Origin of the sequence: Luteibacter sp. 3190 (genome assembly GCF_031456385.1) — a bacterium.
In the GTDB taxonomy this organism is placed as follows: Bacteria; Pseudomonadota; Gammaproteobacteria; order Xanthomonadales; family Rhodanobacteraceae; genus Luteibacter.
In genome coordinates this window covers 298,366-312,372 of the sequence record NZ_JAVDUO010000003.1, presented here as the reverse complement: position 1 = coordinate 312,372, position 14,007 = coordinate 298,366, and the positions used below count along the sequence as shown (strand labels likewise).

Here is a 14,007-nt window from a genome sequence, read left to right as displayed (position 1 = left end):
GCTCCTTAAGAGATCGTCGGGGCGGCGCCGGACGGGTCCGGCGCGGCTTCGTCGATGTCGGTCGCGGTATCGGCCGCGCCCTGCGTCGCCAGCGCGCGCTCGCGGCGGATGATCTCGCCGGCAAGGCCGATGTAGGCGATGGCGCCGCGCGAACCGCGGTCGTAGAGATGGATCGGCTGGCCGTGGCTCGGCGCCTCGGCGAGGCGGACGTTGCGCGGAATGATCGAACGCAGGACCTTCTCGCCGAAATGCTGCGTGAGCTGGGCGGATACCTCGTTGCCGAGGTTGTTGCGCACGTCGTACATGGTGCGCAGCAGGCCTTCGACCTCGAGCTTCGGGTTCAGGCGCTGGCGCACGGCTTCGATCGTGTCGAGCAGGCTGGACAGCCCTTCGAGCGCGAAGTACTCGCACTGCACCGGGATCAGCACGCCATCGGCGGCCGTCAGCGCGTTCAGCGTCAGGAGGTGCAGCGAGGGCGGGCAGTCGATCAGGATCGTGTCGTAGCGATCCGCGACGCGCGCGAGCTGCTCCTTCAGGCGCTGCTCGCGGGCCATGGCGTCCATCAGCTTCAGCTCGGCGGCCGTCAGGTCGCCGTTGCCCGGGAGCAGGTCGTAGCCGGCCTCGGTACGCACCAGCACGTCCGCGATGGCGGCCTCGTCGAGCAGAACCTCGCAGCCGTTCGGCTTGGTGTTGTACTTGTCCACGCCCGACGCCATGGTGGCGTTGCCCTGCGGATCGAAGTCGACGAGCAGCACCTTGCGCTTCGCGGCGGCGAGGGCCGCGGCGAGGTTGACGGAGGTGGTGGTCTTGCCGACGCCGCCCTTCTGGTTGGCGACTGCGAGGATGCGGGCCATGGGGTACCGGTAGCTGCCGTGCGCGGAAAGGGCGCTAGCGTAGCATCGCCGCGCGATGGCCGCTGCCGTGGGCGCGTCAGCTCCGCCGGATGACCACCAGGTGGCGCTCGCCATCGACCCCGGGAACCTTCAGCACGTGGATCGCCTCGACGCGGAAGCCGTCCGGTACGCCGCCCAGCTCGTCGGCCGGGTGCTTGCCCTTCATCGCGAGCCAGGTGCCGTTCGGCGCGAGCAGGTGGCCGCCCCAGCGAAGCATGTCGGCGAGCGTGGCGAAGGCACGCGCCGTGACGCATTCGAAGGTGCCTTCGACGTCCTCGACCCGGCTCTGCAGCGCGCGGCCGTTGGTCAGCTTCAGCGAGCGGATCGCCTCGCGCAGGAAGCGGACCTTCTTCCCGTTGGAATCGACCATGAGCACCTCGCGCGCCGGCTCGGCGATCGCGATGGGGATGCCCGGCAGGCCCGGGCCGGTGCCGAGGTCGGCCAGGCTGCGGCCGTGCACGTAGGGAAGGATCGCCAGCGAGTCCACGAGGTGGCGCGCGATCATTTCCTCGTCGTTGCGGATCGCCGTGAGGTTGTAGGCCGCGTTCCAGCGCTCCAGCAGCTCGCGATAATCGAGCAGGCGCCCGACGGCGTCGGCCGGCAGCGACACGCCGAGGCTGGCGATGCCGCGTTCGAGTTGGGCTTGCAGAACGTCGCGCGCGGTCATGCGGCACCAGGGAGGGGCGAGGGTCGCAAAGTATGGAAGCGCCAGCGCGATGGCGCCAGCGCGACGATCAGGCGGCGTCGAGCTCGACGCGGGTGACCAGCATGCCGCGAGCGCGGAGCGAACCGTTCACCGCGTGCTTGAGCTGGGTGCCGACGGCACGGCGGTCCGCCGTGTGGCCGGTGCTCGCGTCGCGCAGAGCGGCGACGACGTTGGTGCGGATGAGCTCCGGCGCTTCGTCGATCACCTCGTCGGCCACTTCCGGCTCCAGCACCTGCCAGTAGACGGTGCCGCCGTCGAAACGCAGCACCTGGCCCCCAAGGTCGATCTTGTGCGCGACACGGTCGATGACGGGCAGCACGACGTGCGTGCCGGCGCCGAGCAGCGCCGGCGAACGGCCCAGGCGGCGAACGCTGTAGACCGTGCCCTCGGGAATACGCCGGACCGACACCGCCGCGAGAGCGAAGGCAACGAGAGTCGTGACGATGAGGGCGGTGGTCAACATGGCTGCTACATCAACGTGTTATTGGCTTTTCCTGTCGCACCGCGTAGCGAGACGCCGCATCGCGATGATCGGTGGGGTGTTAATTCTAATTTAACGATGGCGGTTAACGCCAGTTTTACCAAACCCCGATGTTCAGTTAGCGGTCGGGTTGGTCAAAACTTGAGCAGTGGGCAAATTCTGCTCACCGGTCCAAGGTTTTTCTCAGGGGAGCGACCGAGGGTGCCGCCGCGCAGCACACGCCAGCCCGCGGCCGTTTGACCCGTCCGGCGCGAATGATAATAATTATCAATCAGTCACCTGCCCGGCGCGTCCCATGAACATCCTCGGTTGTCTGGCGGCTTTCATCGCCATGGCGCTCGCCTATCTCTGCTCGCGCAACCAGCGGCTTCTCGCGCGGCCCATCGGTCCTGGGGGGCGGATCGGAGCGGCCGTCTTCGCCGTCGTGGCGCTGATCGCCTGGATCGCCGGCGAGACGTCGTTGCCGGGGATCTTCGCCGCGGCGACCGCCCTGATGTTCAGCGCCGTGGCGTTGCCCTACATCACCTGGCTGTTCCGCCCCGCCACCGCCCGGAAGACGCGCTGATGCTGGGCAAGACCTTCGCCGGCATCCTGCTCGGGCTGCCCCTGTCGATGGCCCTCATCTCCTTCGTCATCTGGGTGTGGCCGCATTCGAGCGAATCCGTCTTCATCCCGATGATGGTGGCGTTCTTTCCCCTGTGGATCGGCATCATGGCCGCCACGTATCTCTTCCGCAGCGGTGTCCGCGCCTGGGCCTGGCTCGCCGTGGCGAACGTCGCGGCGTTCGCCGCGCTGTTCCTCGCCAAGCACACGCTGCCCGGGCTCTGACCGATGAAAGCTTCCACCATCCGCACGTTCACCACCGTGCACACCTGGACGGGTCTCCTCGCCGGTTTCGCGTTGTTCATCGCCTTCTATGCAGGCGCCCTGACGATGTTCCACGAAGAGATCGACGCGTGGGCGCTGCCGAAGGCCGAGATGGCGCGCGCGGACACGATGGATCGCGCGCACGCCATGCTCGCGGACATCGTCGCGAAGCATCCCGCCGCGGCCGAGCAGATCGGCGTCACCTACCCCGCCGACCACCCGTCGCACGAGGTCGCCGCCTACTGGATGGAAAAGAACGGCGACTGGAAGACGCAGTCGCTTGGCGAAGCCGCGCCGCGCGACTCGGAAGACCACGAACACGGTCTCGCCGACTTCGTCTACGAACTGCACTACGACCTCGGCATCCCGGTGGTGGGCATCTACCTCATGGGCGTCGTCAGCATCGTCTACGGACTGGCTCTGCTCACGGGCCTGCTGATCCACCTGCCCAACCTGGCGCGCGAGCTGTTCGCGCTGCGCCCGGGCCACAACCTGAAACGCCTCTGGCAGGACGCGCACAACGTCATCGGCATCCTCAGCCTGCCCTTCCACATCGTCTTCGCCATCACGGGCGCGCTGCTGTGCCTCACCCTCGTGATGCTGGTCGCGTTCAACACGCTGACGTTCGACGGCAAGGTGATGGGCGCGTTCGAACGCATGACCAGCGCGCTGCCCGCGTCGCAAGGCAAGGGCGGTAGCGCGCCGATGCTCTCGCCGGCGGAACTCGGCGCGCGTGCGCGCCAGGCCGCGCTCGCCGCTGGTGCCGCGAATTTCGATCCCGACTACATGCGCTACATGCATTACGGTCAGCAGGGCGCCACCGCCGAAGTGCGCGGCACCTCCGCGAAGACCCTCGGCGAATACGGCGCCGTCGCGCTCGATGCCATCGACGGCCACGTAATCGACGTGCAGCTGACGGGCGCGCGCGACGCGAACCACGCGACGTATTCCGCGATCTTCGGCCTGCACTTCGGCACGTTCGGCAGCCTCTCGCTGCGCTGGCTTTACTTCCTGCTCGGCCTCGCGGGCGCGTTCCTGTTCTACTCGGGCAACCTGCTGTACATCGAGTCGCGCCGCAAACGGCGCAGCGCGGAACAGCCGATGAAGGTGCGCGCGATGGCCACCGCCACGGTCGGCGTGTGTATCGGCGCATGCTTCGCGATTTCGACCACGTTCCTCGGCAACCTCGTCGGTCCGCTGTTCGGCGCCGAACCGACCGCGATCGTGCAGCCGGTGTGCTTCACCGCCTTCGCGGCCGCCATCGCGTGGACGCTTTGGCGGCGTCCCGCGAAAGCCGCGGTCGACCTGCTCTTCGCCACCGCCGCCGTGAGCGTGGCCGTCGGCGTGCTCGACGTGGTGGTCCACCACGACCGCCTGCTCCGCACGCTGGCCGAAGGCCGCTACGCGGTGCTCGGCGTCGACCTCGTCGCCATCGCCATGGGCGCGGGCTTCGCCTGGCTCGGCGTCGCGACGCGCCGCCGTGCCGTGGAAGGCGACCCATGCAGTGTGTGGTCATCGCGGCAGGCGCCCGCGAAGGAAGCGCAGCGCGAGCTTCAGGAAGCCTGACCCCGCCGCCAGCAGCACGCATCCGCCGAAACGTGCCGCCCCGGTGTCTGACAGAGCCGTCGGCTGCCACCCTCGGTGCGACGTGCGGAACCGAGCGCGGCGGGCGGGCAAGGCCCGCAGGGGCCGGGCGGGCGCGTCGGGGCGTCAGCCATCAAACAGGGCCGCGCAGCGGCATCCTTTCCCAAGCGACGGTGGAGACGGAGCACCGAGGGTGGGAGCCGACAACTCTCCGCTCATCGCAGCCTGCGCGATGGCGAAGCCGAGCCATCTCTCAGATGCACCCCGGAATGCTTGAGGGGCCGGAAATGTAACGCCCGTTACGTGGTGCTTGCCATGACAGTTGTTTATTTGAGTGAAGGCATTGTGCAGGGAACGCGCTGCGTCGCAGCATCCTGCTACGTACCACTCAAGCACCTGTCTGTAATGGCGAAATTCCTCGTTCTCATCAAGTGGTCTGCAAGTTCGAGTGAGATAGTTCCGCATCGCAGCAAGCCCCTGTTTTCGAACGCTTTACAAGCTCCTGTGAAAACGTTTACGTTCCGCGCCGTCGAGACCCGGGAGGGGTCGCTTTCAAGGGCGTGTACTGGTGAGTGTGACGATCAAAGACGTCGCGAGGATGGCCAACGTGTCGGTGGCCTCGGTCTCGCGTGCGCTCAACGGACACAGCGGCGTGACCGCGGAAACGCAGAAGCGCATCCGCGAAGTGGCCGCCCGTCTTCGCTACGTGCCCCATAACGCGGCCCGCAGCCTCATCACCCGGCGGACCCAGACCATCGGCGCGCTACTCCCGGACCTGCATGGCGCGTTCTTCTCCGAACTGATCCGCGGCATCGACCTCGCGGCGCGTGCCCGTGGGCTGTACCTGCTGGTGTCGAGCTCGCACGGCGATGCCACCGAGGCCGCGATCGCGCTGCGCGCGATGCAGGGCCGCGTGGACGGACTGCTGGTGATGTCGCCGCATGCCGACGAAGCGTTCCTCGACGAGAATCTTCCGCTGGTGCTCCCCACGGTGCTGATCAACAGCCACGTGCGTTCGGAGCGCCACGCTGCCCTCGACCTTGACGACTTCGGCGGCGCGTATGCGATGACGGAGCATCTGCTCTCGCTCGGCCGCAAGCGCATCGCCTTCATCAACGGCCCCGAAGTGAACCACGACGTGCAGGAGCGTTGCCGCGGCTATCGCGAGGCGATGGCCAAGGCCGGCTTCGCCGATCGCGCGGTGGTGCTTCCGGGCGACTTCACCGAAGAATCGGGCTATCACGCCGGCAAGCAGGCGCTGGCGATGGTGCCGCGCCCCGACGCGATCTTCGCCGCGAACGACATGATGGCCATCGGCTGCCTCTCCGCGCTTTCCGAAGCGCAGGTACGCACGCCCGCCGACATCGCGGTCGCCGGTTTCGACGACATCCCCATGGCGCGCTACGTCTCGCCGCCGCTCAGCACCGTCCGCGTGCGCATCGCCGAACTGGGCGAGTCGGCACTCGAACGTCTCGTCCGCATGATCGAAGCACCCGACGACGCGCCCCCCGAGCCGCGCACCGTCGTCGGCACCGAACTCGTCGTCCGCGCCTCGTGTGGCGGCAGCGACACGGTACGACGGCGGGCCTGACACCCGTCGGACACGCGGCTTGCCGGGCCGCGGACTGGATTCCCAGGACGGCGCTCGACAGGACTTCGCAGCATGCATCCGTTCCGCCATGCGGAAGGATGAGACATACGGGGCGAATGCTTCGACAAGAGTGGCGCCCGAGCCACCCCGAGAACGACAACAAGGTCGACCACCGTACGTTTCGTCCGTGGATCGGATCACACAACACACAGAAAGAGTTTGGGAGAGGGGAACAATGAAAGCCTCGATGCACCTCAGAAAGAAATTGCTCGTCAGCGTCATCGCCGCCACCGTCGCCGCCGTTTCGATGCCGGCCACCGTCATCGCCCAGTCGGCGAACGCGACGCTCCGCGGCAAGGCAAGCCCTGGCGCCAGCATCACCGTGTTCAACTCGCAGACGGGCCTGACACGACACGTGACCGCCGGCCCGGATGGTTCGTACGTGGTCAATGGCCTCCCGCCCGCGACGTATCGCGTCGACGCTGGCCCAGGGACCGAGCAGAACGTCACGCTGACGGTTGCATCGACAGGCACGCTCAATCTGGCTGCGCCGACCACGCAGGGCGCCGCCAGTGCAGCCAATGCGACGCAGATGGAAGGCGTCTCGGTGGCGGCCACCACGCTGGAAGAAGTGAAGACGCCCGAAGTCGGACAGACGATCTCACTGCACCAGATCGCGACTATTCCGCAGGCGTCGCGTAACTTCCTGGAGTTCGCCGATACCGTGCCCGGCATGGTTTTCTCCGTCGACCAGAAGGGAAACACCTCGCTTCGCGGCGGCGCCCAGAACACCAGCTCGACCAACGTCTACATCGACGGCGTCAGCCAGAAGAGCTACGTCAAGGAAGGCGGCGTCTCCGGCCAGAACAACAGCCAGGGCAACCCGTTCCCTCAGCTCGCCATCGGCGAGTACAAGGTCATCACGTCGAACTACAAGGCCGAATACGACCAGGTCTCGTCCGCCGCGATCACGGCCGAAACCAAGTCCGGCACGAATGAATTCCACGGCGAGGTGTTCGGCACGTACACCAACGACGCCTTCCGCAATCGCACGCCGATCGAGGAAAGCACGGGCCGCAAGGTCGACTCGGAGTCGAAAGAATACGGCTTCGCGATTGGCGGTCCGATCATCAAGGACAAGATGCACTTCTTCATCGCTTTCGAGCAGAAGAAGTTCGATACCCCGATTTCCGTCGTGCCGAACAGCGTGAACTACGCGGGAGACGTTGCGGCCCTGCTTCCGCCCAGCGTGCAATCGGAGCTCGGCTCGGCGAACCTGAATTTCGACGAGAAGCTGTACTTCGGGAAGATCGATTGGGAGCTTACCGACCGAGATCGTATCGAGATCAGCACGCAGGTGCGTCGCGAGACGCAGATCTCGGGCATCGGGACGGGCACCGCGCCCTCGGCCGGCGTCAATAACGAAAATCACGACACGCGCGGCACGTTCAAGTGGGCGCATAGCGGGGACAGCTGGTACAACGAGCTGATCTTCACGTTCGAGAACGCTTACATCAACGCCTTCCCGCTCCAGGCGGGCAACGGCTACACCTACAGCTGGCAGCCCGACCAGAACAACCCGACGATCATCACGACGGGCTCGGCGGACCCACGCGCGACGCAGACGAAGAGCCAGGAAGGTCCGAGCGTGTCGGATACGTTCACCTTCAACGACCTCGAGTGGCACGGCGATCACGTCGTGAAGCTCGGCTACAAATTCAAGTCCATCGAGCTGAAGGCAGCCGATGCCGCAGCGCAGAGTCCGCAGTTCTTCTACGATGTGAATCCGACCACCGGCGTCGCGGCGCAGCCATGGCAGGTCTTCTACGCCTCGGCGCTCCCTGGGACAAGCGGCGTCGCCGAGACCACCGCGCGCCAGTACGGTGTATTCGCGCAGGACGACTGGTCCGTCAATGACCACCTCACGCTGAATCTTGGCGTCCGCTGGGATTACGAAGTCAACCCTTCTTACAATAACTTCGTCACGTCGCAGCGTGTCCTCGACGCGATCAACTCGCCCAATCCCTACGCGGGTGCGGCACCCGGCTCCACGTACGGTGACGCCCTCGCGGCCGGCGGCGTCAATCTGGCCGACTACGTCAGCGACGGTCACAACCGTCATTCGTTCAAGGGACAGTGGCAGCCGCGTCTCGGCTTCTCGTACGATCTTTTCGCTGACGAGGCGCATGTGATCCACGGCGGCGCGGGCCGCGCGTACGATCGCAATCTGTATGACTACCTGCAGACGGAAGTCACCAAGCAGGCTCTTCCGCAGACCACGCTACGTTTCAACGTTCCGACCCATCCTTGCGACACGACGTCCGCTACGTGCGTGCCCTGGAATCCGGAATTCCTCAACGGCCAGAACGTTCTGCAGAACTTCCTCGTTGGCGGCAACGCCGGCCAGGAGGTCGATATGCTCAACAATAAGTTGAAGGCGCCTTACAGCGATCAGTACAGCCTCGGCATGTCCAACACGATCGGCGAGTGGATGACTGACGCTACCGTGACGCGCGTCTTGAGCAAGGACGGCTTTGCCTTCACGCTCGGTAACCGCTATCCGAACGGCGCGTTCTTCCAGAACGGTTCGCAGCCCTGGGACTACCCGATCCCGAACGTCGGCAGTCTGATCCTTGGCGACAATGGGATCCAGACGCGGACGACCCAGGTTCTGCTGTCCGCTCAGAAGCCGTACACGCGCGAGTCGGGATGGAGCACGAGCCTGTCGTACACTTTCTCGCACTCCAAGCAGAACCGCGACATCAACGAGCACTATTCGTTCGACGAGCCGACCATCCACGATTACCCGTTCATTACGTCGAACGCGGTGGCTAAGCATCGTTTCGTGGGTACTGCCGCTGTCGACCTTCCGTGGGGCATCTCTGGCTCGCTCAAGCTCACCCTCGCCACGCCGCTGCCGAAGAACGCGGCTGCTTGCTACGGGCAGATCGAACCGAATGGTTCCAATTGCGTGCCGAAGGCGGCGACGCCGAGCGGTTCCAAATTCCTCGTGGGTGGCGACATCTGGGGTTACCGCGATATCGACATGCAGCTGACGAAGGACTTCGTGATCAGCGACGACGTGAAGGTCTATGCACGTTTCGACATTCTCAACGTCTTCAACTGGAAGAACTACGCCGATTCGGACTACCTCGTGAACTGGGGCTCGGATGGCGTACTCAATCCCCATCCGGTGGCAGTCAACAAGAAGGGCAACATTACCTACCTTCCGCGCACGGCCCGCTTCACCGTCGGCCTGAAGTTCTGATCCACCTGGCGCATCCGGGCGTTCCGGATGCGCCGCACTTAGGCGCCCGCGTTTCTCCCCGCGGGCGCCCCTTTTAGCGTGGACGAAGAGCCCCTTTGGGGCTTTTATTTGCTAACTTGCCGTAAACGTTTACGTCGCAACTGGACACGATTGATGATGCAAGCCAAGACCCTGAAACGCCTCTCCCTCGCCGTCGGCATCATGCTCGCCACCGTCGCCCCGTTCGCCGTGGCGCAGACCGAAGCGGCGAAGCCGAAGCACGCCACCGCGTCCGCGATCCGCGACGTGCACACCGTGCCGCCGATGATCGCGGATCTGGAGAAGCGGACCTTCCAGTGGTTCTGGGACAGCGCGAATCCGTCGAACGGCCTGATTCCCGATCATTACCCCACCGATTCGTTCGCCTCGATCGCTTCGGTCGGCTTCGGCCTGACCGCGTACGGCGTCGGCGTCGAGCGCGGCTACATCACGCGCGACCAGGCGATCGACCGCACGCTGGCCACGCTGCGCTTCTTCCGCGATGCGCCGCAGAACACCGACGAAGACGGCGCGACGGGCTACAAGGGTTTCTTCTATCACTTCCTCAACATGCAGACGGGCGCCCGCTTCGACCGCTGGGTCGAGGTGTCCACCGTCGACACGACGCTGTTGCTCGGCGGCATCCTGTTCGCGCAGAGCTACTACGACCGCGACACGGCGAAGGAAAAGGAGATCCGCGACATCGCCGACGAGATCTACCGTCGCGTGGACTGGACCTGGGCACAGACCCGCGCGCCGCTGATCAACATGGGCTGGACGCCGGGCGGCAAGGCGATTCCGCACGACTGGGAGGGCTACAACGAAGGCATGCTCGTCTACCTGCTCGCGCTTGGTTCGCCGACGCATCCGGTGGGCGACGATGCCTGGCAGGCCTGGACGAAGACGTACGACAAGACGTGGGGCGAGTTCCACGGCCAGACGTTCCTCAACTTCGCACCGCTGTTCGGTCACCAGTACAGCCACACGTTCGTCGATTTCCGCGGCATCCGCGATGCCTGGAGCAAGGCGCACGACCTCGACTACTTCGAGAACAGCCGCCGCGCGACGTACTCGCAGCAGGCCTACGCCGTCGCCAACCCGGGCGGCTGGAAGGGCTATGGCAAGAACGTCTGGGGCCTCACGGCCAGCAACGGCCCCGGCGGCCTGATCATCAAGCAGGGTGATCGCGAACGCACGTACGCGGGATACACGGCGCGCGGCGCCGGTCGCGATTACATCTCGGACGACGGCACCATCGTGCCGACCGCGGCCGGCGGTTCGATCGCGTTCGCGCCCGAGATCGTGATCCCGGCGCTGGAAGAAATGAAGAAGAAGTACGGTCAGTACATCTATACGAAGTACGGCTTCGTCGACGCGTTCAACCTGACGTTCGACACGAAGACCGACCTGCGCACGGGCCGCCTCGTGCCGGGCTTCGGCTGGGCCGATACCGTGCACCTCGGCATCGACCAGGGCCCGATCGTGCTGATGATCGAGAATTACCGCAGCGAGTTCGTCTGGAACGTGATGAAGAAGAACCCGTACATCCGCAAGGGTCTGCAGCGCGCCGGCTTCACCGGCGGCTGGCTCGACGCCGACACGGCCGCGAACCTGTGGTGAAGCGCTTCGCCCGCACGCTTCGCTTCGCGCTCGCGCTGGCGCTCGCCGGCGCGGGCGTCGCCGGCTGCGCGAAGAAGGAAGAGGGCACGCGGACGCTGCAGTTCTGGACGATCGGCCGCGAGGGCGAGGCGGTGGCGAAGCTGCTGCCCGAGTTCGAGCGTGAGCATCCCGGCCTGCATGTCGAAGTGCAGCAGCTGCCGCTGACCGCCGCGCACCAGAAGCTGCTCACGGCGTACGCCGGTGATTCCACGCCGGACATCACCCAGCTCGGCAACACCTGGATACCCGAGATGGTGGCGCTCGGCGCGCTCGAGCCACTGGATGCGCGCGTGGCCGCGTCGAAGGTCGTGGATCCGAAGGATTACTTCGCCGCGATCTGGGCCACCAACGTGATCGACGGCCGGCTCTACGGGGTGCCCTGGTACGTCGACACGCGCCTGCTGTTCTACCGGAAGGATCTCCTGGCGAAGGTCGGTTACGACCACCCGCCGCGTGACTGGGCCGAATGGCGCGCCATGATGGCGAAGCTCTCGCAGCCGCCGGGCAAGGCCTATGGCGTGCTGCTGCCCACCAACGAGTTCGAGCAGCTGCTCGCCCTTGCGTTGCAATCGGACGACCCGCTGCTGCGCGACGACGGACGCTACGGCAACTTCCGCAGCCCGGGGTTCAAGAAGGCGCTCGCGTTCTATGTGTCGCTGTTCAAGGACCAGCAGGCACCGATGATGACGAACGTCGGCATCGGCAACCCGTGGGCCGCGTTCGGCCAGGGCTTCTTCGCGTTCTATCTCTCCGGCCCGTGGAACATCGGCGAATTCCGCCAGCGGCTGCCGAAAGAGCAGCAGGGCGACTGGGGCACCACGCCGCTGCCGGGTCCGACGGGCCCGGGCGCGTCCAACGCCGGCGGTTCGAGCCTCGTGATCTTCCGCCGCTCGCAGCACAAGGACGACGCCTGGGCGCTGATCGAATTCCTTTCGCGCCCGGCGATCCAGGCGCGCTTCTACGAGATCCTCGGCGACATGCCGCCACGCCGCTCGTCGTGGGAGATTCCCGCGCTGAAGAACGACGACAAGGCCGCCGCGTTCCGCTACCAGCTCGAGCGTGTGAAGCCGACGCCGCCCGTCGCCGAGTGGGAGCGCATCGTCACCGAGATGCAGCTCGTCGCCGCGCAGGCCGCGCATGGCGACCTCACCATCGACCAGGCCGCGGAAGAGATCGACCGCCGCGCCGACCGCCTGCTGGAAAAACGCCGCTGGATGCTCGACCACGGCAAGAAGGCCACGCCATGACCACCTCCCGCGCCGCCTGGCTCTTCATCACGCCAGCGCTGATCATCCTCGGCCTGTTCTTCCTGCTGCCCGTCGTGGCGGCGCTGGTGCTCTCGGTTACCGACTACGACCTCTACGCGCTGGCGGACATCCGCAACCTGCGCTTCGTGGCACTGGAGAATTACTGGACGCTGCTGCAGCGTCCGCTGTTCTGGTCGGCGCTCGGGCATACCGTGTATTTCGTGGTCGTGGGCGTGCCGCTGTCGCTGATGGCCTCGCTGGGCGCGGCCATGTTGCTGAACTCCCCGCTCGCTCGCTTCAAACCGTTTTTCCGCACCGCGCTGTTCGCGCCCGTGGTCACCACGGTCGTGGCCGTGGCCGTCATCTGGCGCTACCTGTTCAACACGAAGTACGGCCTCGTGAACTACGTGTTCGATGCGATCGGCATCCCCACCGTGGACTGGCTCGGCGACCCGCACTGGGCGATGCCGACGATCATCCTCTTCGCCGTGTGGAAGAACTTCGGGTACAACATGATCATCTTCATGGCCGGCCTGCAGGCGATCCCGGGCGACCTCTACGAAGCCGCGCGCATCGACGGCGCGTCGGCGTTCGCGCAGTTCCGCCACATCACGCTGCCGATGCTGAAGCCCACCATGGTCATGGTCAGCATCCTCACGGTGTCCGGCTATTTCCAGCTGTTCGCCGAGCCCTACGTCATGACCGAGGGCGGCCCGCTGCAGAGCACGACCTCGGTGCTGTACCTGATGTACGAAGAAGGCTTCAAGTGGTGGAACCTCGGCTCGGCCTCGGCCGTGGCCTTCATCCTGTTCGTGATCATGTTCGTGGTGACCGCCGCGATCCTTCGCCTGTCGAAGCGGGGAGAGCCGGCATGAGCCCGCGTGTCGCCAAGGCGCTGATCAACGGCCTGCTCATCGGCGCGGCCGTCATCGCGATCGCGCCGCTGCTGTACATGGTGTCGGTATCGTTCATGCCGCAGGGCCAGGCCAGCTCGCTGCCGCCCCCCGTGCTGCCGAAGAACGCGACGCTCGACAACTACCGCCAGCTGTTCATGAACGCGGGCATGGGGCGCTATCTTTTCAACAGCCTGCTGATCTCGACGGCCATCACGCTGATCTCGCTCGCCTTCAACCTGATGGCGGGCTACGCGTTCGCCAAGCTCGAATTCAAAGGGCGCCAGCGCATCTTCCAGGTGCTGCTCGGTGCGCTGGTGATTCCCGCGCAGGTGGCGATGCTACCGCTGTTCCTGCTGCTGAAGTACATGGGCCTGGTGAACACGTATGGCGCGGTGATCGTGCCCGCGCTCGCCACGATCTTCGGCATCTTCCTCGTGCGCCAGTACGCCAGCGGCATTCCGGACGACCTGATGGAGGCGGCACGCATCGATGGCGCCGGCGAGTTCCGCATCTTCGCCACGATCGTGATGCCGTTGCTGAAGCCGATCATGGTCACGTTGGCGATCTTCACGTTCCTCGCCGCGTGGAACGACTTCATGTGGCCGCTGATCGCACTGACCGGCCAGGAGCACTACACGCTACCCATCGCGCTGGCGTCGCTGTCGCGCGAACACGTGCAGGACAGCGAGCTGATGATGGCGGGTTCCGTCGTCACCATCCTCCCGGTGCTGGTGCTGTTCCTCGCGCTGCAACGCTATTACCTCGAAGGACTGCTGCTGGGCAGCGTGAAGGGCTGA

At 65.6% G+C, this 14,007-nt stretch carries 12 protein-coding genes; 9 read left to right on the top strand and 3 right to left on the bottom strand.

The features are described 5' to 3' along the window. Positions 1-5: 5 nt before the first annotated feature. The 3 genes from J2X58_RS14305 to J2X58_RS14295 all read right to left on the bottom strand — a co-directional run bounded on the left by J2X58_RS14305 (position 6) and on the right by J2X58_RS14295 (position 2,062). Complete coding sequence (locus J2X58_RS14305; protein WP_090057974.1) at positions 6-854, bottom strand: ParA family protein; 849 nt, start codon at positions 852-854, stop codon at positions 6-8. A gap of 76 nt (positions 855-930) precedes the next feature. After that, the gene (gene rsmG, locus J2X58_RS14300) at positions 931-1,560 is read right to left on the bottom strand and encodes a 16S rRNA (guanine(527)-N(7))-methyltransferase RsmG (RefSeq protein WP_310048994.1); all 630 of its coding nucleotides are present in this window, start codon (positions 1,558-1,560) and stop codon (positions 931-933) included. Positions 1,561-1,627: 67 nt separating this feature from the next. Continuing rightward, the gene (locus J2X58_RS14295) at positions 1,628-2,062 is read right to left on the bottom strand and encodes a hypothetical protein (RefSeq protein ID WP_090057979.1); all 435 of its coding nucleotides are present in this window, start codon (positions 2,060-2,062) and stop codon (positions 1,628-1,630) included. A 313-nt stretch (positions 2,063-2,375) separates the two neighbouring features. Here J2X58_RS14295 and J2X58_RS14290 point away from each other — a divergent pair, with 313 nt between their 5' ends. The 9 genes from J2X58_RS14290 to J2X58_RS14250 all read left to right on the top strand — a co-directional run bounded on the left by J2X58_RS14290 (position 2,376) and on the right by J2X58_RS14250 (position 14,007). Beyond that, positions 2,376-2,645, top strand: coding sequence for a hypothetical protein (locus J2X58_RS14290; RefSeq protein ID WP_310048992.1), 270 nt, complete (start codon positions 2,376-2,378; stop codon positions 2,643-2,645). After that, positions 2,645-2,908, top strand: a complete 264-nt coding sequence (locus tag J2X58_RS14285; protein ID WP_310048991.1) for a hypothetical protein — start codon at positions 2,645-2,647, stop codon at positions 2,906-2,908. The genes J2X58_RS14290 and J2X58_RS14285 overlap by 1 nt, the downstream gene beginning before the upstream one ends. Before the next feature lie 3 nt (positions 2,909-2,911). Continuing rightward, positions 2,912-4,513: a PepSY-associated TM helix domain-containing protein gene (locus tag J2X58_RS14280; RefSeq protein WP_310048990.1), complete on the top strand. Its 1,602-nt coding sequence runs from the start codon at positions 2,912-2,914 to the stop codon at positions 4,511-4,513. A gap of 583 nt (positions 4,514-5,096) precedes the next feature. Then, on the top strand, positions 5,097-6,122 hold the full coding sequence (locus J2X58_RS14275; RefSeq protein ID WP_310049213.1) for a LacI family DNA-binding transcriptional regulator: 1,026 nt from the start codon (positions 5,097-5,099) through the stop codon (positions 6,120-6,122). Between the two features lie 235 nt (positions 6,123-6,357). Continuing rightward, on the top strand, positions 6,358-9,390 hold the full coding sequence (locus tag J2X58_RS14270; RefSeq protein ID WP_310048988.1) for a TonB-dependent receptor: 3,033 nt from the start codon (positions 6,358-6,360) through the stop codon (positions 9,388-9,390). A 156-nt stretch (positions 9,391-9,546) separates the two neighbouring features. Beyond that, a complete protein-coding gene (locus tag J2X58_RS14265) occupies positions 9,547-11,028 on the top strand; it encodes a glucoamylase family protein (protein WP_310048987.1) in 1,482 nt (493 codons plus the stop codon). Continuing rightward, on the top strand, positions 11,025-12,314 hold the full coding sequence (locus J2X58_RS14260) for a sugar ABC transporter substrate-binding protein (protein ID WP_310048986.1): 1,290 nt from the start codon (positions 11,025-11,027) through the stop codon (positions 12,312-12,314). The genes J2X58_RS14265 and J2X58_RS14260 overlap by 4 nt, the downstream gene beginning before the upstream one ends. After that, positions 12,311-13,189, top strand: a complete 879-nt coding sequence (locus J2X58_RS14255) for a sugar ABC transporter permease (RefSeq protein WP_310048985.1) — start codon at positions 12,311-12,313, stop codon at positions 13,187-13,189. Before J2X58_RS14260 ends, J2X58_RS14255 begins: the two co-directional genes overlap by 4 nt. After that, the gene (locus J2X58_RS14250; RefSeq protein WP_310048984.1) at positions 13,186-14,007 is read left to right on the top strand and encodes a carbohydrate ABC transporter permease; all 822 of its coding nucleotides are present in this window, start codon (positions 13,186-13,188) and stop codon (positions 14,005-14,007) included. Before J2X58_RS14255 ends, J2X58_RS14250 begins: the two co-directional genes overlap by 4 nt.